This is a genomic window from Verrucomicrobiia bacterium, from assembly GCA_019634635.1.
Taxonomy (GTDB): Bacteria; Verrucomicrobiota; Verrucomicrobiia; order Limisphaerales; family UBA9464; genus UBA9464.
The window spans coordinates 13,909-37,993 of record JAHCBB010000043.1 but is presented as its reverse complement, the minus strand read 5'-3'; the positions used below and the strand labels follow the sequence as shown (position 1 = coordinate 37,993).

Here is a 24,085-nt window from a genome sequence, read left to right as displayed (position 1 = left end):
ATCTGGGATCGGGCTCCGTATTCACGTTCGTATAGACCACCGTGTCGATCGTAACCGTATCCACGTAATGAGTGATTGGAACAGTGGCACCCGTCGAGAGATCAACATGAAACACATTCTGGCTCAGCATCACGCTTGCGAGTGGACCTCCCGAAGTGACCAGCAGCGCCCGGCCATCGCGCGAGACGGTCGGCAGAGCAGGTGATGGCACGATGAGCGGAATCTCGCGAACATTCGAACCGTCCGCGCCCATCGCGCGCACGGACCTGGCTGGTGGGCCGCTGGAAGTTGTATTGTAAAAGATGGTTCCGGTGGCACCCAACAACTCGACCACGACCAGCAGCGTCAAGGAGGCAAGGGTTCGAATCGCTCGACGAATGCATGTGTTCATACGCATGAAGATTTGGTTTCCGCCATTCGGATCAAACGGGGCGCAGAGGTCACTTGGCGCACTCGAAAGAACATTCCCTGCGAGGTGCGCGCGTCGGTGTCGTTGTGCGTGACGGCGCCATTCATCGGCTGACCGCGATAATATTCCGTCCAAGACTGGCAGGAAATTGGCTTTAACGCTTCGCCGGGTAAGAGAGATTTGGTTTCGCTGCCTAAGCTTCGGGCCTTATGGGTGAGTTCATCTCGCGATTCGGGCGGTGTCAACTGCCAATTTTCGCCCACGGCGGAGCATTCTCCGAGGCGGGAGCGGGTCGAATGGCTTTGACGGCCGCAAGAGGGGGCAGTGATCCCAGTGTACTCCCCAATTCCAGGGTGTCGCTAGCAGGCTGGCGTCCATTGGCTGAGCGGGCTTCAGTCGGTGGGGACGTTCTCGTAGTCGGGCATCGGGGAAGTCTCGACTTCAGAATCGAGGTTGCCCTCGGCCACCAGAGCATGGAGCGGGGGTGGAAGTCGAGGTACTCGCCGAAGGTGTGGAGCGTGAGGAGGAAGGCGGGGCGTCCGCGAGGCAATCCCAGGGTGGTGCGCAGGAGTTGGGTCAGCGTTTGCTGTGCGACGGTGCAACGGCACCGGAGGAGGTTGCGATCCCGACGGAAGAGCGGTCGCAGCGGCTTGGGCAGGGCGAGGACGACGTGTCGGTGTGGGACGGGAAGCAGGATGTGGTCCACCAGATGGGCGGCGGTTTGCAGGACCCTGCGTTGATGGCAGGAGGGGCAGAACCAGTTGCCGTGCCGGGTTCACCGCACCTGGCGAATCACGTCGGGGAGCAGCGCGATGGTGCGCTCCACTTCGGCGTCGGTTGTCCCGCGGCCGAGTGAGAAGCGGACCAGGGCGTTGCATTCGGCGGCGGGGACGCCCATGGCCCTGAGGACATGGCTCGGTTCGAGGGAGCCGGCGGCGCAGGCGGAACCGCCCGAGGCGCAGATGCCGGCTAGGTCCAACGCGGCCATCAAGGCGATGCTGTCCGTACCGGCCACCGTGAAGGCCAGGGTGTTGGCAAGGCGGGCTGTCGCGTGACCACGGAGAGTCACCCCCGGCAGTGCGGCCGCCGCCGCGGCAAGACGCGCCGTCCGCGGAGCGATCTCCTGCGGATCAAACACGGGTGCGGGGACGAACCGTTCGAACGCTTCCACAAGCCCGACGATGCCCGCCAGGTTCTCCGTGCCGGCACGCCGCTCGTTCTCGTGACCTCCCCCGACTTGCGTCGGCTCGGGCAGCAGCGGTGAACGAATGAACAGCGCCCCGGCGCCCTTGGGACCGTGGAACTTGTGGGCGCAGACACTGACCAGATCCGCCTCGAACTGGTGGATGTCGCGAAAGGGACATTTGCCCAGCGACTGAACGGCATCGGTATGGAACACTACGCCGCGCTCCCGGCAGATCGCTCCGATGGCCGCAACGGGCTCCAGCGTCCCCACCTCGTTGTTCGCGGCCATGATGGAGACCAGCACGGTGTCCGGACGCACGGCATTGGCCACCGATTGCGGGTCCACCTGTCCCGTGGCGTCCACCAGGACCTCGGTCAGTTCGAATCCTTCGCGGTCCCTCAGCAGGTGAAAGGCCAGGCGAACCGCCGGGTGTTCAATGGGGGAGGTGACCAGATGACGCCCGCGGTCGCGCAGTCGTCGTGCGGTGCCAAGGACGGCCAGATTGTTGGCTTCCGTGCCGCCGCCGGTGAAGACGACCTCGGATGGGCGGCACCGCCACAGCCCGGCCATCCGGTACCGTGCGTCGTCCAAGGCCGCCCGGGCCGCGCGCCCGATGCTGTGGACGCTCGAAGGGTTGCCCCAGTTCTCTTCCAGGAACGGGCGCATGGCCTCGCGTACCGCCGGGTCCAGGGGCGTCGTGGCGTTGTAGTCCAGGTAGATTGCCATGCGGGGTTCCCTGCTGTGGCCGGCAGTTCAGGCGTTGGCTGGCGCGACGACACGCTGCAGCGCCCTGAGGGCCAGGCCCGAATCGAGGATCTCTGCGGCCAGCGCCCAGCCCTCGACGATCGAGCGCGTGCGCCCGGCGATCATCAGCGCGGCGCCCGCGTTGAGCAGCACCGCGTCGCGGCGGGGTCCACGGTCCGAACCGGCGAGCAGATCCCGGAGGATTGCGGCGTTGTGCGCAGCATCGCCACCCGCGAGGCCGGCCACCGTGGAAGGTTGCAATGGGAAGTCGCGGGGCGACCAGCGGGACACGTGGAAGCCGCGATCCTGGTGGAACTCGGCCAGCGTGTTGTCGCCCAGGGTGCTCAATTCGTCGAGGAACGCCGGGCCGGTCGCCGGCGACTCCGGGGAGGGTACCTCGCCGCATGCCACCAGGGCGCGACGGAGTCCGAGGGACTGCAGGGCTCGAGCCATGGGATCGCACAGTTCCGGGCGTGGCACTCCGAGGAGCTGGACCGTCGGGCGCGCAGGGTTCAGCAGCGGTCCGAGCAGGTTGAAGAGCGTCCGTTGTCCGCGGGAAGCGCACAGGGATCTGGCCGGGGCGATGTGTTTGAACGCCGGGTGGTATCGGGGCGCAAAGAAGAATGCGAACCGGTGCCGGGCGAGGGAATCCGCCGCCATTTCGGGCGGCAGATCCGTCGGAACTCCGAGCGCCTGGAGCACGTCGGCGCTCCCCGACCGCGACGTGATGGCCCGGTTGCCGTGCTTGGCCACCGAGACTCCGGCACCGGCACAGACGAACGCCACGGTGGTTGAGATGTTGAAGGTGTTTTGCCGGTCGCCTCCGGTGCCACAGACATCGAGGATCTCCACGTCCCGGAGGGACTCCGGCAGGGACACGGGCACCGAGAGGGTCCGGAGCTCCCTGGCGAATCCGGCGATTTCCCGTGGCGTCTCCCCGCGCACCGCCAGCGCGGTGAGGAAGTCCGCCTTGTCCTCGACCGGCAACGTCTCCGAGGTCAGGCAGCGGACGGCGTCCGCGATCCCGGCCGGGTCAAGTTCCGTACCGGATCGGACAATCTGGGTGAGCGGTGCGAGCACGGCGCCATGCTGGCCCAGGCGGGCCCTACGGAGAATCGGAAACCGCACCGCCACATCCGAACGCCTTCCCGCGGCCGGTGTTTCGTGACCTGCGAAATCCCGTTTGCCGAAGCGGCGATTGAACGCCGGCGCGATCGGTTCGCGAAGTGGCTTTCGTTTGCCGGGCCATCGCCACAACGTTTCCGGGTGACGGACTCCCTCCTGCTGAACCGGATCCCAATCTGGGTGTGCACCACGCTGCTGCTATCGGGTCTCGGCACGTCGGCGCCCGCGGCGCAGACGTTACCCGGCACGACACCGCTGACCGAGCATCCGGACCGGGCGGCTGAAATGGTGGAGGGACTGCGGCGGTATCTGGAGCGGGCCACCGTGGAGACCGCGCGCGAGCGGCCGGAATTCTGGACCGGTGACGGGCCGCTTCCGGGGCGATTTGAATCCAACCGGGTGCGGCTCCGGGATGTCGTGGGACTGAATGATCCCCGTGACCTGCGGGATGGAGTGACCTTGCGTGAGATCATGCCGGTGCGGGGGCCGGGTTTGCCCCCGGGGGGCGAGGTCGGACGCGGCGCAGGTTTCCGCGCCTTTGCGGTGGCCTGGACGGTATTCCGGGGCGTCGAGGGCGAGGGGTTGCTCCTCGTTCCGGATGGCCGGTCGCTGGCGGACGTGGTGGTGGTGCCGGACTGTGAGCAATCGCCGGAGCAACTGGCGGGATTGGTGGCGGGGCTGACTCCCGCGGAGCAGGTGGCGCGACGTTGCGCGGAGGCGGGATGCCGGGTGATCGTGCCCGCATTGATCGGGCGCGACACCCGCCTTGGGGGCAACCCGGGTGTTCGTTCGGTGGCCCACAGCGCGCGTGAAACGCTCTGGCGGGCCGGCTACGAGATGGGACACACGCCGGTCACCTATGAGGTGCACCGCCTCCTGGCCGCGGCGGACTGGTTCCGGGCGACGCGCACGCAAACTCCCGCAACCCCGATGGGCGTCGCTGGCTATGGAGAAGGCGGCCGGCTGGCCCTGTTTGCCGCCGCAGTGGATCCCCGGTTTGATGCCGCCTGGATCAGCGGCGCCTTTGGTCCGCGGGAAGCGCTTTGGGAGGAGCCGATTGATCGCAATTTGTTCGGACTGTTGCGGGAGTTTGGGGACGCGGAAGTCGCCGCACTCATCGCGCCCCGGCCCCTGTTCGTCGAATCGGGACGGCACCCGGAGGTCACCCTGACCGATGCCCACGGCGGCGCACCCGGGCGTCTGGCGCGCCCGGAACCGGAGGCGGTCCGTGCGGAATTCGCGCGACTGCGATCATGGACCGGAGGGACGTCGGCACAGTGGTTCCCGGGGGGCGGGGACACTTTCGGCGAGGGTGTGGACGCGTTTCTCAAGTCCCTGGGGAGCCAGCCCCGCCCCGTCGCCGACACCCCGTCGCCTGAGGTCACTGGAGAGATCCCGGACGCCGCCGGGCGCACCCTGCGGCTCTACCGGCAGTTGCTGGAGGACACCCAGTGGCTGATGCGGGAGGGAGAGTATGCCCGCAGGGATTTCTGGAAAGATGCCGACTTCCGCAATGCCGCTGCCTTCGAAGGGTCCGCAAAGCGGTACCGGGAATATTTTCGGGACCAGGTGGTGGGACGACTTCCGCCACCGTCGCTGCCCATGAATCCGCGGGCCCGATGGCTGGGTGAAACCAATGGAGTGGTGCGCTATGAGGTCGTCCTTGATGTCCATCCGGACGTCATGGCGTTCGGCATTCTCTGCCTGCCTGCGGGTCTGAAGCCGGGCGAACGACGTCCGGTGGTGGTTTGTCAGCACGGACTGGAGGGGCGTCCGAGCGACATTTCCGACCCCGCGATTGCGAGTCCCTTCTACCATCAGTACGGACTGCGATTGGCCGAGCGGGGGTTCATCACCTTCGCGCCACAAAATCCGTACATCGGCGGCACGCGGTTCCGTCAGGTTCTGCGGCAGGCCCAGCCCTTGGGGCTGACGCTCTGGTCGTTTGTGGTCCGCCAGCACGAGGTGATCACGGAGTGGCTGGCGGCGCAGCCGTTCACCGATCCGGACCGGATCGCCTTTTACGGTCTGAGCTACGGGGGCAAGACGGCCATGCGGGTGCCAGTTCTCGTGGACCGCTACTGCCTCAGCATCTGCTCTGCGGACTATAATGAGTGGATCTGGAAGAATGTTTCGGCGCGCTCTCCGTACAGCTACCTGTGGACTCCGGAATACGACATGCCGGAATGGAATCTGGGGAACACCTTCAACTATGCCGAGATGTCCTGGCTGATTTTTCCACGGCCGTTCATGGTGGAACGCGGCCATGACGACGGTGTGGCGCCGGATGAATGGGTGGCGTATGAATTCGCGAAGACGCGCCGGCACTATGTGAAGCTTGGGCACCCGGACCGTGCCGTCATTGAGTACTTCGACGGTCCCCATTCCATTTACGGCCGGGGGACATTCGAGTTCCTCCACCGGCACCTCCGATGGCCGGCCGCGTCCGGCAACTGATCGGATGCACGGGGTCAGCGGCCCGAAACCCGGGGCTCGAAGTCGTGTTCCGTCCACCAGGCCTCGAGTTCGTCGGTGCCGAAATCGGCAAGCACTTCACCGTCCACTTCCAGGGACGGCGCGAGCGTCTGACCGGTCAGCGACCGCATCTCCGCCCGCGCAGCGCCATCGCGGAGGACGTCCAGCGTCTCATGCCGGATGCCATGCTGGGCAAACCACTCGAGGGCTTCGTCGCACCAGGGGCAGCCGGGTTTGATGAAGAGCCGGATGACGGTGGGTTTCATGGGATCAGCCGGTCAGGAAGGTGTCGCTGTGCTCGTAGGCCGGGGCGCAACAGCAGAGGATGCGGAGGATTCCGGTCCCGGTATTCCACAGTTTGTGGCGTTGCCCCGGGGGGATGGCAACCGCGTCGCCCGTCCGCACGTCCCGAAGCTCCTCGCCGAGGCGGAGGCGTCCAGTCCCTTCGGTGACGTAGTAAATCTCCTCCGTGCGGGCGTGGTAATGCTCCTCGGTGGCCTGGCCCGGCAACAGCCGGGCCTCGGCGAGGCTCTGGTTCCGGATCACCGAGTTGCGATGCGCCAGCAGCTCGCGGATCTCCGAGCCGTCCTTGGTGACGAAGGCGGGGGCTTCATCGAGGTTGACCACATCCATGCGGAGAGTGTGGGGTTGGCAGGCGTTGCGGGGCAAGTCATGGTCCCAACGTGCAACATGCTCCCGGGTTTTTGAAATTGGTTGAGGCGGCGCGGTCCGGCATCCGGGAGATCCGCCCGGAGGAGGCCCGCCAGCGGCTTGCCGCGAATCCGGCGGCCCTGCTCGTGGACGTGCGGGAGGAGAGCGAATGGGCCGCGGGCCATGCTGAGGGTGCCATCGCGTTGGGTCGGGGCATTCTGGAGCGGGATATCGAGGCCCGGGTGCCCGACCGCGCCACCGAACTGATCCTGTACTGCGGGGGCGGCTATCGGAGCGCGCTGGCGGCCGAGTCGCTGCAGCGAATGGGGTACACCCGTGTGTGGTCCCTGGCGGGCGGCTACCGCGCGATCACCACCGCCGGTTGGCCGGTGACCCGATAAAAAGGTGCGGTCGCGGGAACCGCGCGCCTGCAGGCCTGGGGGTCCTTTGCGGGGCCGGAGGCGGGAAAGGACGACAACATTCATTGCCGATTTGCCATTTGGTCGTCGCGCGTCCAGCGTCAGCCTTCATGGTGACTACGGTTCATAGATACCCCGCGACCATGCCGAGGCGCATCACGGGGCTTCCGCGACGGGTTCGGATCCCACGGCTGGCCCAATGGCTTGCCGTGGCCTGTGCTGGGGCGGTTGCGGGCCACGCCGCAACGGGCCCGGCAGTGCCCAATTTCGCGCTGCTGGACACCGACGAGCGGAATCATGAGCTGTTCCGCACGCCGGGACGCGCCGTGGTCCTGATGTTCACAGGCACCGGATGTCCGATCGTGCGCAAGAGTGCGTCCAAATTCCGGGACCTGCGCGACCGGTTCGAGGGGCAGGGTGTGACGTTCTGGCTGGTGAACGCCTACGCGGGCGATTCTGTCGGAGATGTGCAGAAGGAGCGCTTCAAGCTGGGGCTCCACAGCATGACGTGGCTCCTCGACCCCCGGCAGAGTCTGGGGCTGGCCCTCGGGGTGGAGCGCACCGCGGAAGTGGTCGCCATTGATCTCGCGGACCGCCGGGTGATCTACCGCGGCGCGATGGACGACCAGTTGGCCGAAGGCGCCGAAAAGCCCGCACCCACCGAACGTTACCTGGAGACGGCGTTGGAGGACTTTCTCGCCGGTCGGGAGATTCAGGTCGCAAAGACCCCGGCGCGCGGCTGCAGGATCAGCTATGCCAGGGTCGCCGGCGACGATGAGGCGCCGGACTATGTCCGCCAGGTCGCGCCCCTGCTCGCCAGCCATTGTGTGGAGTGCCACCGCCCGGGGGGCATCGGGCCGTTCAGCATGAACAGCCATCGCCGCGTGGCCAACTATGCGGACATGATCGAGGAGGTGTTGCTCACGCGGCGCATGCCGCCTTGGGATCCGCACCCGGGGCATGGAACCTTTCTCGATGGCAACACCCTGACGCGGGAGGAGACGCAGACGTTGATCCGCTGGGCCAGGGCGGGAGCGCCCCGGGGGGACGGTGAGGACCCACTGGCGGCACCCCTGGCACCGCTACCGGAATGGCGGCTGGGCGAACCCCAGGCGGTCCTGCGTTTGCCCGAACCCCAGCGCATTCCGGCGACCGGAGTGGTCGAGTACCGCTACGTCAAGGTGCCCAACCCGTTCACCAACGACGTCTGGCTGAAGGCCCTCGACATCAAGCCGGGCAACCCCAAGGTCGTTCACCACGTCATCCTGTACGCCAAGTGGCCCGGCGCACCCGACACCGGGAACGACAATGGGGCGTTCATGATCGGCTGGGCGCCGGGCGCCAGCGCCTTGAGCTATCCGTCGGACGTGGCCAAGTGCCTTCCCCGCGGGGCGGAATTGACCCTGGAGCTGCACTACACCACCTGCGGCACCGAGGAGACGGACGAAAGCGAAGTGGCGCTGTATCTTGCGGAAGGTCCACGTCCGCGCGCGGCCGAGACACGGCAGGCCATCGAATTGAGCCTCTTGATTCCTCCGGGAGATGCCGAGGCCCGGCACACCGCCACCTATGCGTTTGAAAAGCCCGCCACGCTTTACGGCCTCTTCCCGCACATGCATCTCCGTGGAAAATGGATGCGGTATGAACTGCTGTTGCCGGACGGGACGCGGGAAACGCTGCTCCACGTGCCGCGATACGACTTCAAATGGCAGCACAGCTACTACCTGAAGGAGCCGCGTCGCGTGCCGGCGGGTTCCTGGTTGCTGGTGTCCGGCGCGTTCGACAACTCCCCGATGAATCCGGACAATCCGGATCCCAAGCGCCATGTGACGTTTGGGCGGCAGTCGTGGGACGAGATGTTCATCGGGTTCTTCGAGGCTGCGGATGAACCGGAGTCTCCCACCTCGGCTTCGAGGTGACGCGTGAGCCCGCCGGGCCGGATTCGACTCCTTTCGACATTCGACATCCCCGGGGGCCCCGGTAGGCTGAACGGATGGCTTCGTTTGCACGGCCTTCGGTCATCCTCACCCATGAAAGCGATCTGGACGGGCTGCTTTCCGGTCTGCTGCTGGTCCGGCTGGCCCGGTCGCTGTTTGGGGCGGAGGTGACCCTGCAGGCCTGGAACTACCAGGGGTGGCGCAATCGTCAGATGACTGAGCCGGTGGCCTGGGTGGCGGACTTCAGCTTCGAGTCCCGTCTGGACCGTCCCGACTGGCTGGTGGTGGATCATCACACAACGACCTCCCGGCCCACCCAGGCACGCCTGATTCATGATCCGGAAAAGTCGGCGGCCAGTCTGGCGTATGCCCTCTGTCGCGAAGCCGGCCTGGGCACTCCGGTCCTCGACCGGTTGGTGCACCTCAACAACATCGCCGACCTCTGGCTGGATGCGGATCCGGAGTTTGACCTGGCCAATGACTACGCCGGACTGGTGAAGGAGTATGGATTCTGGAATTTGCACCGGCTGCTGGAGGGGGATCCCGAGCGGCTGCTGAATCATCCGTTGCTCGAGGTGATGACGGTGAAGCGGCGGGTCGAGAATCCCATCGGCTACGCCTGGTCGGCGTCCCATGTCGAGGAGGTTTCGCCGGAAGTCGGGGTGGTGCAGACCTCGGTCGGCGACTCGAACCGCATCGTGCATGAACTGCTGGAACGGGGGGCCACCGGATACAAGGTGCTGGTCACCCTGTTTCCCAAGGCGAATCGGACGATTGTCGCCAGTGTTCGCAGCCTCGACGGCGAGGCCTTGGGGGTGGCGGCCCGACTGCAGGGCGGGGGGCATCCAAATGCCGCCGGCGCCACGCTGCCACGTTCGGTGACCGACCTCGAGGGTGCCGTGCAGTATCTGAGACAGCTTCTGACACCCGAACGGGCCGGAGATCCCGACGCGGCGACGGGTGGATTACAGCTGTAGGGATTCGCCCGGCCTGCCCGCGCCCCAGGTTTTTTTCTTGCCAGAAGCGGAATAATTGGTCCTCGCTTAGGCACTTATGGAGGTCAAACGCCCGTGTCCACGGGGGCGAACCGCTTTGGCGGTCGCTATCTTTCTGATGGCGATTCTGCCTGCGGCCGGTCAGCGGCTGGTGCTGGACCCGCCGGCGTTCCCGTCGTCGGCACCCCGGTCGCACTATCGTCTGGTCGAGGCCTTCCCCGGACTCACCTTTCCCTACCGGAGCGACGACATTGTCGGACTGGCGAACGCACCGGGCCAGACCAACGCGCTGTACGTCATCGGGTTGTTCGGGAGGATTCACGTGATCACCAACCTGGCCCGGCCGACAAAGACGGTGTTCCTGGACATTTCGCGCGACACCTACGGTCTGGGGGCCAGTCGGTCGGAGTCGGGTCTGCTGGGCCTTGCCTTTCACCCTCGTTACGTTGAGAACGGCTGGTTCTACGCGTTCTACAGCCGGACCAACCGCGCCGCCGGGAAGACCTATTCCACCGTTTCGAGGTTTCAGCGGGATCCGGCAAATCCCTGGCGGGCGGTCCGCGCCTCCGAGCAGATCCTGATTTCGCAGTTCGATGAGCGCGACAACCACCAGGGTGGCGACATGCACTTCGGACCTGACGGCTTCCTTTATATCTCGGTTGGGGACGGCGGTGGTGCCGCCGCCCAGGTCCAGAATGCCCAGCGCATTGACCGTGATTTCTTCGGCGGCATACTCCGGATTGATGTGGATGGGCGTCCCGGAAGCCTCCCCCCGAATCCGCATCCGGCGGTCGGCACGGGGTATTGGATTCCCGGCGACAACCCGTTCATCGGCGCCACCGCCTTCAACGGGTTGCCGGTGGATCCGGCGCGGGTGCGCACCGAGTTCTGGGCGGTCGGACTCCGCAACCCCTTCCGCATGGGATTCGACCCGCTGACAGGGGACTTGTACGCGGGTGACGTCGGAGACCGGCGATTGGAAGAGGTGAACCGGATCGTGCGCGGTGGCAATTATGGCTGGGCGTATTTCGAGGGCACGCTGCCCATGCCACGCAGCGCCCCCGCTGGGTTCCAGTCCCTGGCGCCCATCTATCAGTACGGTCGGGGCGGGGTGGATCCCAATTTCGAGGGACAGGCGGTCATTGGCGGATTTGTGTATCGCGGTGGTCGGTATCCGGAGCTCGAGGGACGCTATCTCTTCGGGGACTTCGGCTCCCGGCACCTCTGGGCATTGAATCCGCATGCCGTTGGCACCGCCGACATCTGGAAGGTGACGACCGCGGCGTCCGGTTTCGGAGGCTTGGGGCTGAACCCGGCGACCGGAGAATTGCTGGTCCCGGAGGTGGGACGCGGCCGGATCCAGAAGCTGGTTCGCGACGTTACCAGTGACGGTCCATCCCTGCCTCCGACCCTGGATGCGACCCGGGTTTTTTCCAGTCTCAGGCGGCTCGTACCGGCCGCGGGTGTCACTCCCTATGAGGTGACCACCCCGTTCTGGTCGGACCACGCGATCAAGCGCCGCTGGTTCTTCATGCAGGATGCCGGCAGCCGGATCCAACGGAACGAGGAGGAGGGATGGCAGTTTCCTTCCGGCATGGTGTGGGTGAAGCATTTTGACCTCGATTTGGTCCGGGGTGATCCGAACTCCCGGCGTCGTCTGGAAACCCGGTTCCTCGTCAAGACCGACGAGGGAGTGTACGGGCTGACCTACCGGTGGCGTCCCGATGGGTCCAACGCCGATCTGGTTCCGGACTCCGGGATGGATGAGGAGATTGCGGTGGTCGAGGGCGGCCAGACGCGGATCCAGCGCTGGCACTATCCCTCACGATCGGAATGTCTGTCGTGCCACAACGCCGCCGCGGGCCATGTCCTTGGCTTCTCCGCCCGGCAGTTGAATCGGGAAGTGGATTCCGGCGGGTCGTCTGTGAACCAGTTGGTCGCCCTCAGTCGTCTCGGTATCTTCGACGCCCCTGTGTCCTCACCGGGCACCCTGCCGCGGATGGTGGCGATCGGGGACGAGTCCGCCTCGCTCGAGCGGCGTTTCAAGTCGTACCTGGATGCAAATTGCGCCTACTGCCATTTGCCGGGCGGACCCGGGCGCGGCAACTGGGATGCGCGGCTGGGCACCCCGGTCACCCAGGCGGGGATTTTGGATGGCGCCCTCGTGGACAACCTGGGCAACCCGGACGCCCGGGTGGTCCGGCGTGGGGATCTGGGCGGTTCCATGCTGCTTCGCCGGATGACGGAGCTGGGGGCAGTCCACATGCCGCCCATTGGTTCGAGTGAGCTGGACCGTGCCGGGATTGACGTCGTCACCCGCTGGATCCTGGAGTCCAGGTCCCGCTGGATGATCGGTGTCGAAGACCGTCCGGAGGACGCTCCGCCGGGACAGCCGTTCCGCCCGTCCTGGGAGTTTTCCGAGGAGAGTGGGCGCAGCGAGACGCCCCCGGGCTCGGTGACACGGGTTCAAGGGGATCCGCAGTACGATCCGGATGCGAACCCTGGCCCGGATGACGATTACTACCTCGCGGGCTGGTATCCCGCCGGTTTTAACGGCCTGAAGGAACCGCTCCTGGTGCCGAACGATGAACCCTGGGCGGCGTGGGAGCGATCGCTTGCCATCCGGGACCGGGTGAACCGGCTTCACTTTGTTCTTGAGCCGCGTGACGTGGTCCCCGGTTCGGTGATTCGACTGCGGTTCGAGCTGACGCGGGGCGGTTCGATGGAGAACAAGGAGAAGCGGGATGGATTCTTCGACCACGACATTGCGGTCCGGTTTCGAAATGCCCGGGGGGGCAACACGGTCCTTTATGCCAACCGGGTGTCGCGCGCAACCGTCATTGATCTTGAGTTTTCCGCACAGGACGTTGGTGCCAACGCGGGGCCGAACACGATCGAGTTCGTGCGGGTTGGCCCAAATCCTCCGGGTATCGGGGCCTGGATCCACTTCAACTATGTCGAACTCGGCGTCTCGTCGCCTGATGGCCCGCCGGTGGTTGAGGAGGAGAATCCGCCCTACGAGGAGGGGCCGCCGGACGTATCCCCCGAAGATCCGGAGGTTGAAAACCCGGATTCAGACCCGAATCCACCGCCGGGCGATGGGGTGCCGCCGGTGGGCACGGATTCCTTGATGGTCCGGTGGGACATCGGCCAGGAAGACCCGGTGGACGGCAACTCCGCCAATGGTCGGAACCCGCCCTTCTGGGAGTTTCGTCAGGAGAACGGCCGGGCCGACGCGGCACCGGGACGGGTCACCCGTGATCCCGGGGACCCCCAGTACGCCGCCGCCTCGAACCCCGGAGTGGACGACGATTACTACCTCGCCGGGTTCTACCCCGCGGGTTTCAACCGTCTCCCGGCAGACCTCAATCTTTCCCGCCAGGAGTCCCTGACGGGTTTCGAACGGGCACTCACCGCGGGCGATCGCACCAACCGAATTCACTTCGTCTTGAACGACGCCCTGGTCGGAGACCAGTCCCGGATGCGTGTCACCTTCCAGTTGACCCGGGGCGGCCGCATGATTGGCGGTGTCGTGCAACCTGGGTTCTTTGACCATGACATCGTGGTCCGGTTCCGGAACGCCGCCGGGCGGAGCACGGTTTTGTACGCCAATCGGATCAGTAAGACCACGACGGTTGACGTGGAGTTCCGGTTGGATGAAGTCGGAGCCGCGGCGGGCCCCAACACGGTGGAAGTGGTTCGTGTGGGGCCGAGTCCCGCCCGAAGTTCCATCTGGGTCACCTTCAATTACGTCCGGATGCAGGTGGTCAATCCTTCGGCTGTCCGGCCTGTACCGCCTGCACCGCCTGTACCGCCGACTCCGGAGGCCCCGGAGGCCGGGGTGGAACCGCCCGATGAACCAGATGATGGTGAGGTGCTCCCTGAGACTCCGGACACGGATGACGGGGCGGCCGGGGAGGATCCAGTGACGGAGAACCCCGGCGGAGGGGAACCGGTGGTCGAGTGGGCCATTGGCGTCGAGGATCCACTCACCGGGGTCACCCGGTCGCCGTTCTGGGAATTCAGCCGTGAGAATGGCAGGGCCGACGCGCCTCCAGGCAAGGTCACGCGGGTGCCGGAGGACCCCTTGTACGATCCGGCCTCCAATCCGACCGCGGATGACGACTTCTACCTCGCGGGCTTGTACCCCGCCGGGTTCAATGGTCTCAGATCCAACCTGGATCTTGCAGCGAGGGAACCGGATGTGGCCTTCGAGCGGGGCCTCTCCGGGGCCGACCGGACCAACCGGATTCATTTCGTCCTCACGCAGGACCAGGTAAGGGAACGGACCCGGATGCGTGTCACGTTTCAGTTGACCCGGGGTGGCTACATGATTGGCGGGGTCATCCAGCCCGGGTTCTATCAGCACGATATTGTCGTGCGGCTTCGGACGGCGTCCGGGCGCAGCGAAGTGCTCTATTCCAAGACGCTGAGGGCCACGACGACGGTGGATCTGGATTTTCTCCTGTCGGAAGTTGGGGCGGGAGCAGGCCCCAACACGATCGAGATTGTCCGGACGGGGCCGGCTCCCGCCCGCCATTCCATCTGGATCAACTTCAACTACGTCCGGTTGCAGGTGTTGAACCCGGACGAGGCGCCGTAGTCCCGCCGTTCAGCCCGAGCGGTTCTGAGGCGTGCGTCCCCGACCGGTGGTCGGAGGCAGGCCCGTAGCCGGTCGCGCAGCGAGGGCGCCTGAGGGAGGCTGGAGATCAGCGTCCCGCGGATTCCCGTTCCAAGGCACGTATCAGGAACGCGCGCCGATGCTTGAGCTGGCGGCGGAAGGAATCCACCAATTCGAGAAACTCCGCCCGCGCCTGGCTTGGATCCATGCCCTCCAACGACGCCCGGTATTGCACCTCCGGTGCGAGCCGGCGCTCGAGGTCGTTGATGACGGGGAGCAGGGCCGGCTCGGTGAAGACGTCCTGGCACACTTCGTGGAGGCGGGTCAGGAAGCGTCCTCGGAACTGCGGATGCGCGAGCAGCGGGCCAGAGAAATATCCCCCCGGACGCCACCAACTGCCACCATCCCAGCCCGTGTTGCCCAATCGGAAGAAGCTGAACCGGCTTCCCGGCCTCCGATCGCCTTTCATTCCGTACGTGAGCGGCATGTCATACCAGTCGTAGGCCCGGGACGCGCCGTCGTGATCGCCCCACGTCTTGTCCTGATCCCAAGGGATGATGGTCCACCGGCCATCGGGTCCGGGGCCCCGGTGCACGAAGTAGTTGTTGAAGAAGCCGTCCCAGTTCTGGATGCAATGGCTCACCGCAAAGTAGCTGGCGAACTCGCCGACATGGAATGCGCGCTGGATATCCCCCCAGACCCGGTCACCGGTGCCGCGGTCCAGCAGGGCGATCGCCTCCAGCAGGTCGGCATGACCCGACTCGGGGTTGTTCTTTTTCTCATGCTGGCCAATGACATCGTTTCCGTACCAGAGGAGCTTGTACAGGTTGCCATCGGGATCGAGTTGGTGCCTTCGCAGGAAGGAGGCGTTGACCTGCTCGAACATCAGATGATAGCCGAGCGGCTGGGCGTTGAGCCACAGGCGGAGATGCCCGGTGTTGGGGGCTGGAACCCCGGCACGGCGGAACACCTCGTAGGCCAGCGGTTCCGAAAGCATCCACCGCGGCCTCTGTTCGTAGACGACGTTCAGGGTGGTCATGCCGTCCAGGGGGAGGTCCTTGTGCAGGCGGACCTTCCAGCCTCCGGATCTCGGACTCAGCCGGATGTGGTCGAACGTCTGCGCCGGGGTGCCGTTGGTTGGAAAAACCACGAATGCCGACTGTCCCCGAAGCAGGGTGATGTCTCGTCCGCGGGATCTGTGGTGCAGGGAGGCGCCGGGGGATTCGCGGGGACCCAGGGTCAGCAGGCGCGCCTCGGGCACGGTCAGGCGGTTCGTGTTGTCCTGAAGAAACGCCGAAAAGGTCGGGCGTGGTTCCCCCGGGGCGGGCTCCCATCGCTCGGCACCGCGGGCATCCACGGCCCGGATCCGGAATCGCAACAGGCGCCCGGCGGGTTGAGCCGGAATGGATCCGCGAAATTCGCCGGGAACGGACCCGCCTTCCAAGATCACGGTCGCGGGCTCGGGAACGGTGGTGGATGCGATCACCCAGTACTGGAGCTCGACGCGCAACCCGGGGGTGGCGGGCGTCACCTTTGCCGTGACCTGGACGGGAACCCCCGGTCTGGGGGCCTCGAAGGTCACCGGGGAGATCCGGGGCGGCCGGTGGATCGAGGCCACGGTGTTGGTCCGTCCGGGCGTGGCCGCGAGAACCTGTGGATCGGAATTCACGGCCGCCGCCCAGTTGTCCGGGTCCCCGGCGGGGCCATCGGCAACGATTCGTTCCAGAGAGGCTCCATAACCATCGGAGCCCACGGGCCACGGAGGGGTGTCGTCGTACCGCAGGGCATCCACCACCCGCCCGCCGGCATCCGTGAGTTCAACCCGCTCGCCGCCGTGCTTCAAACGACCCTTGAATTCGCCGATCACAGGAAGTCCCGGGCCGAACTGCCTCTCAAACGCGGCCCGGTTTCGGCAGATCACTGCGAAGCCGCCTGCCGGGAGGGTCCAGTTCGGCGCGGTGAACGCCACCCCCCGGGTCAATCGCCAGCCGTCGAGCGCCACCGGCTCCGGGCCGGTGTTGTGCAGCTCAATGAACTGAAGGGCGTCGTTGTCATCTGGGGGGTGATACAAGAGTTCGTTCAGGACGACCGAACTTTGGAGGGAGCCTGCCAGGGCTCCGAAAAGGACGCTCCAGCAGCAGATCCGGAATGAGCAGGGCATCGGGGTGTCCTCAAGGAGGATTCACTCAGCCCGGACCGCCACCCGGCGCCATGCTTCCGTGACCGCCCACAAGTTCACGGGGCTGGTGGAGCGTCCGTATCCCAAAAGCCGCGCGCTGCCGTCGGCGAACGCAAAGTTGGACCCGCCGGACTTTCCCCGGCCGCTCCGGTGGCGGTTCTGCTCGATTTCCTCCACGTCGTTGCCCTCGCGGCCCTGGCTGAAATCCATGTGTACGTGAAAGGAACCGGCCTTTTTCTCCCCAAAGGTGATGGTCTCCGAGGGCTCGGGAATCGCGGAATCCCGCATGCCGGCCGGCCACTGCCAGCGCAGGAACTGCTGGTAGTTGGTCGGACTGAGGTTCGCCTGGAACCAGTCATTGAAGCCGTTGATGACGAAGCTGCGCTGCACGGCGACCCGGGCCTCCACCGGCAATCCTGGAATCCAGGGAAAGCGGTCGGACGGGCACTTCAGGATCGCGGGGTCCTTGTAGTAGGGCTGCAGGGCGGTCATCCAGGCCGCCGGATGCTCCCGTCGCGCCGGATAGTAGCCGTCATGGTCGCCGGAATAGATGACCAGCGAGAGGGCAAGCTGGCGGACATGGTTCAGGCATCGAATGCCATTGGCCCGGGCCTTGGCGCCCGCCAGTGCCGGAGCGAGCAGCGCGGCAAGGATCGCGATGATCGCGATGACCACCAGGAGCTCAATCAAGGTGAACCCGCCGGGACGATGCGGCGGGCGGTTCCGATTTGGATTCAGGGTCATTTTTTCAACCGTCGGCCTGAGTTCCGGATCTCGTCAAATCGTCGAGACCGCCGGCACCCGGCCGCGGGTCAGGAAAAGCACCCACGATTCATCGTGCCGGTTTCAACGGATCGCATCGGAGTGGTTCCCGCTGCCCCAACGCTACTCGAGCGAGAACTCCACCACGGATTCCGACAGCGCAGCCGGCGGGGTATCGGAGGGTTCCGGCGGTGCGATCCGGTCCGCCGGTAGACGTCCGACGTCGAGGAACCATTGCTCCACCGCGGCGATCCGGTCGGCACGCAGCCGCTCCAATTCCCCGGCGTCTGCCACAAAGTGGTCGCGGAGCCGTCGTTCCATCTCCGGCGTCGTGGGCGCCTCTGCCGCCGCGACGGCGCTGGAGGGGTCAGACCCGGGACCCAGGGTCTGCTGGAAGAGCCGGGTCAACGCGGGAACGGCCCCGTCCGGGGTGTCATCCCGAGCCCTGCTCTCCGCCTCCGACACGGCATCCAGTGCCGCTTCGAATTTGCGCTGGGAGAGGGCATTGGCGTCGTCGTCCGACGCCCCGGCCCGCAGGGTCAGCAGCAGTTCCGGACGCTTGTTGAGCGCCATCACCAACCTGGCGAGGCGATTGGTGGCGTCGGCGGTCAGTTGGATCTCACCGGGATCAAAGGCGATTCGTTGCAGGGCCTCTCCGTCGCCCTCACTGCCTCCAAACAGGGAGCCCAGCAACTTGAACGGGGCCGTCGCGGCCTTGACGAACAGTCCCTTGACCGCCTGCCAGATCACCTTCCGCACGCCGAAATCCGGATCGTCGAGGCTGCCGCGCACCGGGATGTCGAGGGTGATCCGCCCGTCGCCATCCTTCAGGAGGGCGATGCCCAGGCGCCACGGGAGATCGAGCAGGGGAGCGGTGGATGCCCGTGCGCCAAGTCCGATGTCATCCACAATCAGCAGATTCTCCCCGTGAACCTCGCGCCCCTCGACCCGGTAGGCGACGTCGGCGGTGATCCGCCCATTGCGCAGGGGAAGGCCGGCAAACCGGATCGCGTAGGGCGTGAAGGGAACCAGATCGGCGTTGGTCGTCGTGACCCGCAGGTCGAGCACCGGGAGTTTCGGATCGGCGACGAGCCAACCCTGGAGCGAAAATGGGGCGCGCGCGCCGACGAATCCCCGGACGTCCACGCCCGTCCTGCCGAATTCCGGCCAGGTGATGTTGGTCAGCACTGCCGAGATACCCTGGAGGCGGGTCGTGAACTGGCCGGGAATGCTGTCGTCGGCGGCATAGAGGACGCCATGGGTCGCGACGATACGATCCACGCGCGCCGTCAGGCCGTTCAGGGAGGGCTCCCGGTCGGTCGTCGCTGGCCCGGCGGGTGGTACCGCCACCGGGTTCGTTCGCATCAGGGAGAGCAGGTTGAACTGGCCGTTGGTCATGAGGACCAGGCTGGTGGCGGGCGCCTCCAGTCGGACTTCCTCCACCGACACCGCGGCCGGCTCCCAGGCGCCCCGAACTCCCCGGATTTCCAGGGCGTCCCACTTGAGGAAGTCGCGGTGCGCCTGGGTGTCAAATGCGAGGAACTCCTGGATTGCCGTGCCACCGGATGCGGTGATCAGGGGCCCGCCCGGTTGGCGGTTGTAGCGCACGGTCCAGCGTCCGTTGGCGATGCCGCTGCGGACATCGAGATGGACCAGTTCCCCCACGTAGGATTGCAGCAGGGGCAGGCGCACGCCCTCGAAGGTGATCTCCGCAGTGGCGGACGCCGGAAGCAGGGTACCCTCGGCGCCGAGCACCAAGGTGCCGGTCTCCCCCCATCGTGCGGCGGCCTCGAGCGAGACCGGGTCGTTGGTCCGATTGGAGACTCCACGAAGCACCAATCGCTCCACCTGCGCGGAAAGGTGCACCGGGATTTCGGTGCTGAGATCCCCCCACCGGAGATTCAATCGGTCCACTGCGAGTTCCGGAAGTTCCACGGTCCATTTCTCCGCCAGGTCGTAGATCTCCTGGACCATGGCTTCCACAAACTCCGGTCGGATCGCCTCGGCGATATCCACCGATCCATCGGATTTTCGCTCCAGGGCCAGGGTGCCGTCGGTTGCCTGGATCCGGCCGATTCGCAGGCGCTCCTGCGCAAGCCCGGCTTCGATTCCGCCGATCACCAATTCTGAAAGGAGCAGGTTGGTGCCGGTGGCACCCGGGAGTTGAAACGCGAGGTCCGCGAGAGCCACCCGGCTGTTGCTGACGACAAGATCGGTTCCCCCGGGCGCAACGATCGCCGTGAAGTCGCCCTCCAGTTCGAGGGTGCCGGAGACCACCCGGGCTGGAGTCGCCAGGTTTAGATAGGGACCATGCACCGGGATGGGGATCGGTCCGATGGAAAGCCGGCCGTCGGCCGTCGGAGGGCTCAGGCCGGCCCGACCCTCCCACGCGATCCGCTCACCGGAGCGGGTCAAGATCCTCAGCCGCCCGGCAGCCGTTTCCGCGTTGCGGGTGGTGAGGTTGGTGAACGCGGCGGTGACCGCATCAAGAACCTTCTCGAAGCCGCCGGGGATGGCGCGGTCCCGCAGGACAACGCGGCCCTCCTCAATCCGAAAGTCTCGAATGGTGATCCCGGGCATTTCGCCGGCCGCAGCGCCTGGATCCGGTGTTCCCGAGTCGTTCAGCAGATTGCCAAAGTTGAACCCGCCGTTTTCTCCGCGTTCCAAAGTGAGCACGGGACGCACCAGTTCCACTTCGCTCAGGGAGAGGCCGTCCCTCCACAGGGAGGCGGCCTCGAGGTCCGCATGAAACCGGTCGAGCGAGGCAAAGGGCTGTCCGCCGGGCTCCGTGAGGTTGAGGTTCGACACCGTCAGGGTGAGCCGGAACGGGTTGACCTGGATCCGCCCGACGGAGACCTCCCGGTGGGTCCGTGGAGGCAGGCGCTTGAGCAGTTCGGAGGTGATCACCCGGGGAGCGATCCAGAACCCGGCGATGGCGTAGATGCCGAGCAACAACACGGCAGCGAGCAGCCACCGGGCGGCCGGCGTCCGGTGCCAGGACCTGGGACGGCGTGCGGGAGGTTTCACCGGGAGGTCGGGCTGGGGCGGTCGGATTTCAAGGGATGGGCAGGGTACGTCCTCGTCCAATCGCGAAGCGGACTTTCAGACTTTGGATCGGGTTGGTGGAAAGTCGAGCTGCGCCTCGTGCAGCAGCGTTCATTTTCCGGAAAGGCCGCCTGCCCTTGGCCTGAGCTTGGCGGAGGGCGCAGTTGGCCGGGCGCAAGCCTTGACGCACTTCAACCGGTTTGCCGCCGGACCATCCTTCGACACCCTCACGGCCCTCCGCCGACGAGCCACTCCTGCAAATCGAGAACGACGGGCCGGCCCGCCGGCGCAGTTGACAGGCCGCGCGAAGCGTGGCGGGCTTGGGACGCGTTCAGGACGCATCCGGGTCCGCGGAAAAGGCTGAGCCTACCTGCTGTTGTCGGTGCCACCAGAACCTTGATGCTGCCTGCGTCGCGGACCTCAGGCGATAGCAGAAAGGTTTCATGTCCAAATCTCTGCCCTCGCAGCCCAATCTTGAGCACCTCAAGCATCAGGCGAAGGACCTCCTCAAATTTCTGAAGGCTGGCGATCCCGCCGGACTTCAGCGGTTCCGGGAACATCACCCGAATCCCTCAAAGATCAGCCGGGATTCCTGCTCATTGGGTGATGCACAACGGGTGATCGCCCGCGAGTATGGTTTTGCCTCCTGGGCGCAGCTCAAGGAGCACGTGGTCCGCATCCGCCTCAAAACGGAGCCTCCACACGAGTTGTTCAAGCAGGCGTTCGTGGACCATGACGCCGCCATGATCCGGGAATTGTTCGAGCGGTTTCCCCAGTACAAGGGGAGGATCAACGACCCGGTGGCTGCATTCGATGCGCCGGCGATCACGCAGGTGCGCACGCGTGAAATGCACGATGTTTTTCTCGAAGCGGGCGCGGATCTGAATGCGCGAAGTCGCTGGTGGGCGGGTGGCTTTGGTCTCCTGGACCTGGCGGATCCGGATCTCGCGGCCTACGCGATCCGGCGCGGCGCAACCGTGGATGTCCACGCGGCGGCCCGGTTGGGCATGATGGATTCGCTTCGCGAACTCATCGCCGCCGATCCGAAGCGGGTCCACGCGCGCGGCGGCGACGGCCAGACGCCGCTGCATTTCGCCGGCACCGTGGAAATCGCAAAGTTCCTTTTGGATCAGGGAGCCGACATGGATGCACGGGACGTGGATCACGAATCCACTCCCGCCCAGCACATGATCCGCGACCGGCAGGAAATCGTCCGCTTCCTGGTCCAGCGTGGCTGCCAGTCGGACCTTCTGCTCGCCGCCGCCCTGGGGGATGCCGCACTCGTTCGTCACCATCTGGACGCCGATCCTGAATGCATCCATCTGCGGGTCAGCGATGAGCATTTTCCAAAGGTCCATCCCCGGTCCGGCGGAACGATCTACCAGTGGACGCTGGGCTGGCATGTCTCCGCGCACGACGTTGCCCGGCAGTTCGGCCATGTCGAGGTCTTCCGCCTGCTCATGGAGCGCAGTCCCGTCGAGGTGCAATTGATCGCTGCCTGTTGGGCAGGAGACGAACCGGCGGTGAAGTCCCTGCTTGCGGGCCACACCGGCCTCGTCGGCAGGCTGTCCGCGGAACATCTCCGTCAGGTCGCCCACGCTGCGCGGAACAATCAATCCGGGGCCGTCCGCGTGATGCTTGCGGCCGGGTTGCCGGTGGATGCCACCGGTCAGCATCGCGGCGCACCGCTGCACTGGGCCGCGTTTCACGGAAACGCGGAGATGGTCCGCGAAATTCTCCATTACCATCCGTCCCTCGAACTTTTGGATGCCGACTTTCACGCGACACCGCTCGGCTGGGCGATCCATGGTTCGGTCCATGGCTGGAATTGCCGGACAGGGGATTATCCCGCCGTGGTTGAGCTGCTGCTCAACGCCGGTGCGCAGCGGCCCAGGGAAGGGGGCGCCGGCAGCGAGGCCGTGCAGGAAGTCCTGCGCCGACACGGCAAATAGCCCGAGGGTTCCGCCGGGGACTTGTTCCTCCGTACGCCCCTGCCCAATTGAGGGCCCGCTTCGGTCTGACGTCTCAGGTCTCCGTCCCTCTCCGTCCTTCAATTTAACGCCCCTCGCCTTCCTTCATGACGGGGAGTTCGTGATCGAATTCTCACCGTTGCCGGATCCCGAAAACGTCCATGCCGATTAAAGCCCGCTCCAGGCGATGGACGACGGACCATGGATGACACAATAAATTTTGGTGGTTCCCAGTTGTTTCCGACTGCTGCAGAGATCGTCCAAAGTCATTCAGCCTCCTCCAGCGGTCGCGGGCTCCGAAGCGCCGCGGGACATTTCATCTGAGATCGCCCTGAGAAGCCTGGGTGGGACTTCGAATCCGACCCGAAATTGGCATTGACAAGGGGCGCACCGTTGTTCACCACAGCCGAGCTGGGGTGGTTTGGATCACAATCTCTCCCGCCCGGCGAAGCGAAAGGACCAAGCATGGCAGTGGAACTCGAGGCGGTTTTGGCCGCGTTGGCGGGCATTGAGCCGAAGGCTTTCTCTATCGCAGGCGTCTTTGCACTCGAGGCCGGACTGGACGACTCGGGTGCCGTCGTCGTGCGCATCTGGGCCGAGGATGCAGCGCCGGTGAAGGCCGCGCTCCGCGCCGGTCTGTTGCCCGATCAGCTCAGGACCGCGGAGGGGTCGGTGCCACTTCTTGTGGAGACCGGCCGCGTCGAGTTGTGGCAGGCGCACACCGCCCGCGAGCGGCCGATGCGCCCGGGGGCGTCGATTGGCCGTCAGGCCGCGCCACGCAATGCGGGCACTTATGGCGCGCGCGTGGTTGCGGGCGGCGCTCCGCGCGGGATCACCGCGGGTCATGTGCTCGGCCGGCGGAATTCGATCGTTACCCAGCCGGGCCGGAGGGACCAGGCGAATGCCCAACGGATTGGCACGGTTGCGGCGAATCCCTATCGAGTCGGTCCGGCTGGGCGGCGCCACGACGTCGCCCTCGTTGCTCCGGACAAGGCGGCCGACGTTGATCCCAGTCCGCACGACAGCCCGCAACCGTCTCCGGCGAATCCAGCGGTCGGCCTGCTCTTGGCGGGCGTGGTGGAGGCAGGGCCGGCCGGTCTCCCGCAACGGGTCTTGTATATGGATGTGGCGCATGCCTTGGCCCAAGTGGAGGCGGCAATGCCGCAGGCCGGCAGCGTGGCGCAGGCAGCTGTCAACGATCGTGTCGAAGGGTCTGGGCGGACCAGCGGGCCCATCCGCGCAACGGTGGCCGCGCGCGGCATCTTCGCGGCGCCGGGGGGCGCGCGATTTCCCGGCTTTTCATGTCGTCCGCCGGCCGGTGCCCGCGGCGACTCCGGGGCGGTCGTCACCCGGAAGACCGAGGGCCGTGGCAAGGTGCAGACGCCGCGGCGAGTGATTCGGAAGCCGGGATAACTTCCGCCTCGCCGCAGCAGGTCGGCTTGGTTCGGCAGGGCAGGTTCGGCCAGCGTCTTGTCAACCAGGGACTTGTCCTTCCGTGCGCCATGCTTGTTGTCGAAGTCCACCATGGCCCATTCGTCCGCCCGCACCTCGAAGCTTCAGCTGTAAC

Annotated in this window: 15 protein-coding genes and 1 pseudogene; 7 read left to right on the top strand and 9 right to left on the bottom strand. The window is 65.9% G+C overall.

What is annotated here, in order from left to right; genetic code table 11:
* The 4 genes and pseudogenes from KF791_19150 to trpD all read right to left on the bottom strand — a co-directional run.
* On the bottom strand, window positions 1-349 hold a 349-nt coding region (locus KF791_19150), incomplete at its 3' end, for a hypothetical protein (protein MBX3734698.1).
* A 301-nt stretch (window positions 350-650) separates the two neighbouring features.
* Window positions 651-1,172 (bottom strand): annotated as a pseudogene (locus KF791_19145) (transposase zinc-binding domain-containing protein).
* Between the two features lie 12 nt (window positions 1,173-1,184).
* On the bottom strand, window positions 1,185-2,321 hold the full coding sequence (locus tag KF791_19140; GenBank protein ID MBX3734697.1) for a cysteine desulfurase: 1,137 nt from the start codon (window positions 2,319-2,321) through the stop codon (window positions 1,185-1,187).
* Window positions 2,322-2,348: 27 nt separating this feature from the next.
* A complete protein-coding gene (gene trpD, locus KF791_19135; protein ID MBX3734696.1) occupies window positions 2,349-3,419 on the bottom strand; it encodes an anthranilate phosphoribosyltransferase in 1,071 nt (356 codons plus the stop codon).
* A 186-nt stretch (window positions 3,420-3,605) separates the two neighbouring features.
* On the opposite strand from trpD, the gene KF791_19130 reads away from it, so the two are divergent.
* Entirely contained in the window at window positions 3,606-5,921 is a 2,316-nt protein-coding gene (locus KF791_19130) for a dienelactone hydrolase family protein (protein ID MBX3734695.1), read from the top strand.
* A 14-nt stretch (window positions 5,922-5,935) separates the two neighbouring features.
* On the opposite strand, the gene KF791_19125 is transcribed toward KF791_19130, so the two are convergent.
* The gene (locus KF791_19125) at window positions 5,936-6,205 is read right to left on the bottom strand and encodes a glutaredoxin family protein (protein MBX3734694.1); all 270 of its coding nucleotides are present in this window, start codon (window positions 6,203-6,205) and stop codon (window positions 5,936-5,938) included.
* Window positions 6,206-6,209: 4 nt separating this feature from the next.
* A complete protein-coding gene (locus KF791_19120) occupies window positions 6,210-6,572 on the bottom strand; it encodes a cupin domain-containing protein (protein ID MBX3734693.1) in 363 nt (120 codons plus the stop codon).
* 50 nt (window positions 6,573-6,622) lie between these two features.
* Between KF791_19120 and KF791_19115 the strand changes: the two genes are divergently transcribed.
* The 4 genes from KF791_19115 (at window position 6,623) to KF791_19100 (ending at window position 14,544) form a co-directional block, all read left to right on the top strand.
* Window positions 6,623-6,991, top strand: coding sequence for a sulfurtransferase (locus tag KF791_19115; GenBank protein ID MBX3734692.1), 369 nt, complete (start codon window positions 6,623-6,625; stop codon window positions 6,989-6,991).
* A 161-nt stretch (window positions 6,992-7,152) separates the two neighbouring features.
* Window positions 7,153-8,928, top strand: a complete 1,776-nt coding sequence (locus tag KF791_19110) for a redoxin family protein (GenBank protein ID MBX3734691.1) — start codon at window positions 7,153-7,155, stop codon at window positions 8,926-8,928.
* Window positions 8,929-9,002: 74 nt separating this feature from the next.
* Window positions 9,003-9,923, top strand: coding sequence for a DHH family phosphoesterase (locus KF791_19105; GenBank protein MBX3734690.1), 921 nt, complete (start codon window positions 9,003-9,005; stop codon window positions 9,921-9,923).
* Between the two features lie 136 nt (window positions 9,924-10,059).
* The gene (locus KF791_19100; GenBank protein ID MBX3734689.1) at window positions 10,060-14,544 is read left to right on the top strand and encodes a PQQ-dependent sugar dehydrogenase; all 4,485 of its coding nucleotides are present in this window, start codon (window positions 10,060-10,062) and stop codon (window positions 14,542-14,544) included.
* A 106-nt stretch (window positions 14,545-14,650) separates the two neighbouring features.
* Here the strand turns inward: KF791_19100 and KF791_19095 are convergent, their stop codons facing one another.
* The 3 genes from KF791_19095 to KF791_19085 all read right to left on the bottom strand — a co-directional run bounded on the left by KF791_19095 (window position 14,651) and on the right by KF791_19085 (window position 20,530).
* Window positions 14,651-16,723 carry a CotH kinase family protein gene (locus tag KF791_19095; GenBank protein MBX3734688.1) on the bottom strand — a complete coding sequence of 691 codons (2,073 nt, stop codon included), beginning with the start codon at window positions 16,721-16,723 and terminating at the stop codon, window positions 14,651-14,653.
* Between the two features lie 21 nt (window positions 16,724-16,744).
* Window positions 16,745-17,485, bottom strand: a complete 741-nt coding sequence (locus KF791_19090) for a prepilin-type N-terminal cleavage/methylation domain-containing protein (GenBank protein MBX3734687.1) — start codon at window positions 17,483-17,485, stop codon at window positions 16,745-16,747.
* A gap of 141 nt (window positions 17,486-17,626) precedes the next feature.
* A complete protein-coding gene (locus KF791_19085) occupies window positions 17,627-20,530 on the bottom strand; it encodes a DUF748 domain-containing protein (protein ID MBX3734686.1) in 2,904 nt (967 codons plus the stop codon).
* 461 nt (window positions 20,531-20,991) lie between these two features.
* Here KF791_19085 and KF791_19080 point away from each other — a divergent pair, with 461 nt between their 5' ends.
* Both KF791_19080 and KF791_19075 read left to right on the top strand, forming a co-directional pair.
* Window positions 20,992-22,500, top strand: coding sequence for an ankyrin repeat domain-containing protein (locus tag KF791_19080; GenBank protein ID MBX3734685.1), 1,509 nt, complete (start codon window positions 20,992-20,994; stop codon window positions 22,498-22,500).
* A gap of 483 nt (window positions 22,501-22,983) precedes the next feature.
* Window positions 22,984-23,931, top strand: coding sequence for a hypothetical protein (locus KF791_19075; protein ID MBX3734684.1), 948 nt, complete (start codon window positions 22,984-22,986; stop codon window positions 23,929-23,931).
* Window positions 23,932-24,085: the final 154 nt, after the last annotated feature.

What these genes read in the sequence shown, in the direction of transcription:
- KF791_19140 (MBX3734697.1), bottom strand. Translation starts at nt 2,321, where the DNA reads ATGGCAATCTACCTGGACTACAACGCCACGACGCCCCTGGACCCGGCG.
- KF791_19125 (MBX3734694.1), bottom strand. Translation starts at nt 6,205, where the DNA reads ATGAAACCCACCGTCATCCGGCTCTTCATCAAACCCGGCTGCCCCTGG.
- KF791_19120 (MBX3734693.1), bottom strand. Translation starts at nt 6,572, where the DNA reads ATGGATGTGGTCAACCTCGATGAAGCCCCCGCCTTCGTCACCAAGGAC.
- KF791_19110 (MBX3734691.1), top strand. Translation starts at nt 7,153, where the DNA reads ATGCCGAGGCGCATCACGGGGCTTCCGCGACGGGTTCGGATCCCACGG.
- KF791_19105 (MBX3734690.1), top strand. Translation starts at nt 9,003, where the DNA reads ATGGCTTCGTTTGCACGGCCTTCGGTCATCCTCACCCATGAAAGCGAT.
- KF791_19100 (MBX3734689.1), top strand. Translation starts at nt 10,060, where the DNA reads ATGGCGATTCTGCCTGCGGCCGGTCAGCGGCTGGTGCTGGACCCGCCG.
- KF791_19095 (MBX3734688.1), bottom strand. Translation starts at nt 16,723, where the DNA reads ATGCCCTGCTCATTCCGGATCTGCTGCTGGAGCGTCCTTTTCGGAGCC.
- KF791_19090 (MBX3734687.1), bottom strand. Translation starts at nt 17,485, where the DNA reads ATGACCCTGAATCCAAATCGGAACCGCCCGCCGCATCGTCCCGGCGGG.
- KF791_19080 (MBX3734685.1), top strand. Translation starts at nt 20,992, where the DNA reads ATGTCCAAATCTCTGCCCTCGCAGCCCAATCTTGAGCACCTCAAGCAT.
- KF791_19075 (MBX3734684.1), top strand. Translation starts at nt 22,984, where the DNA reads ATGGCAGTGGAACTCGAGGCGGTTTTGGCCGCGTTGGCGGGCATTGAG.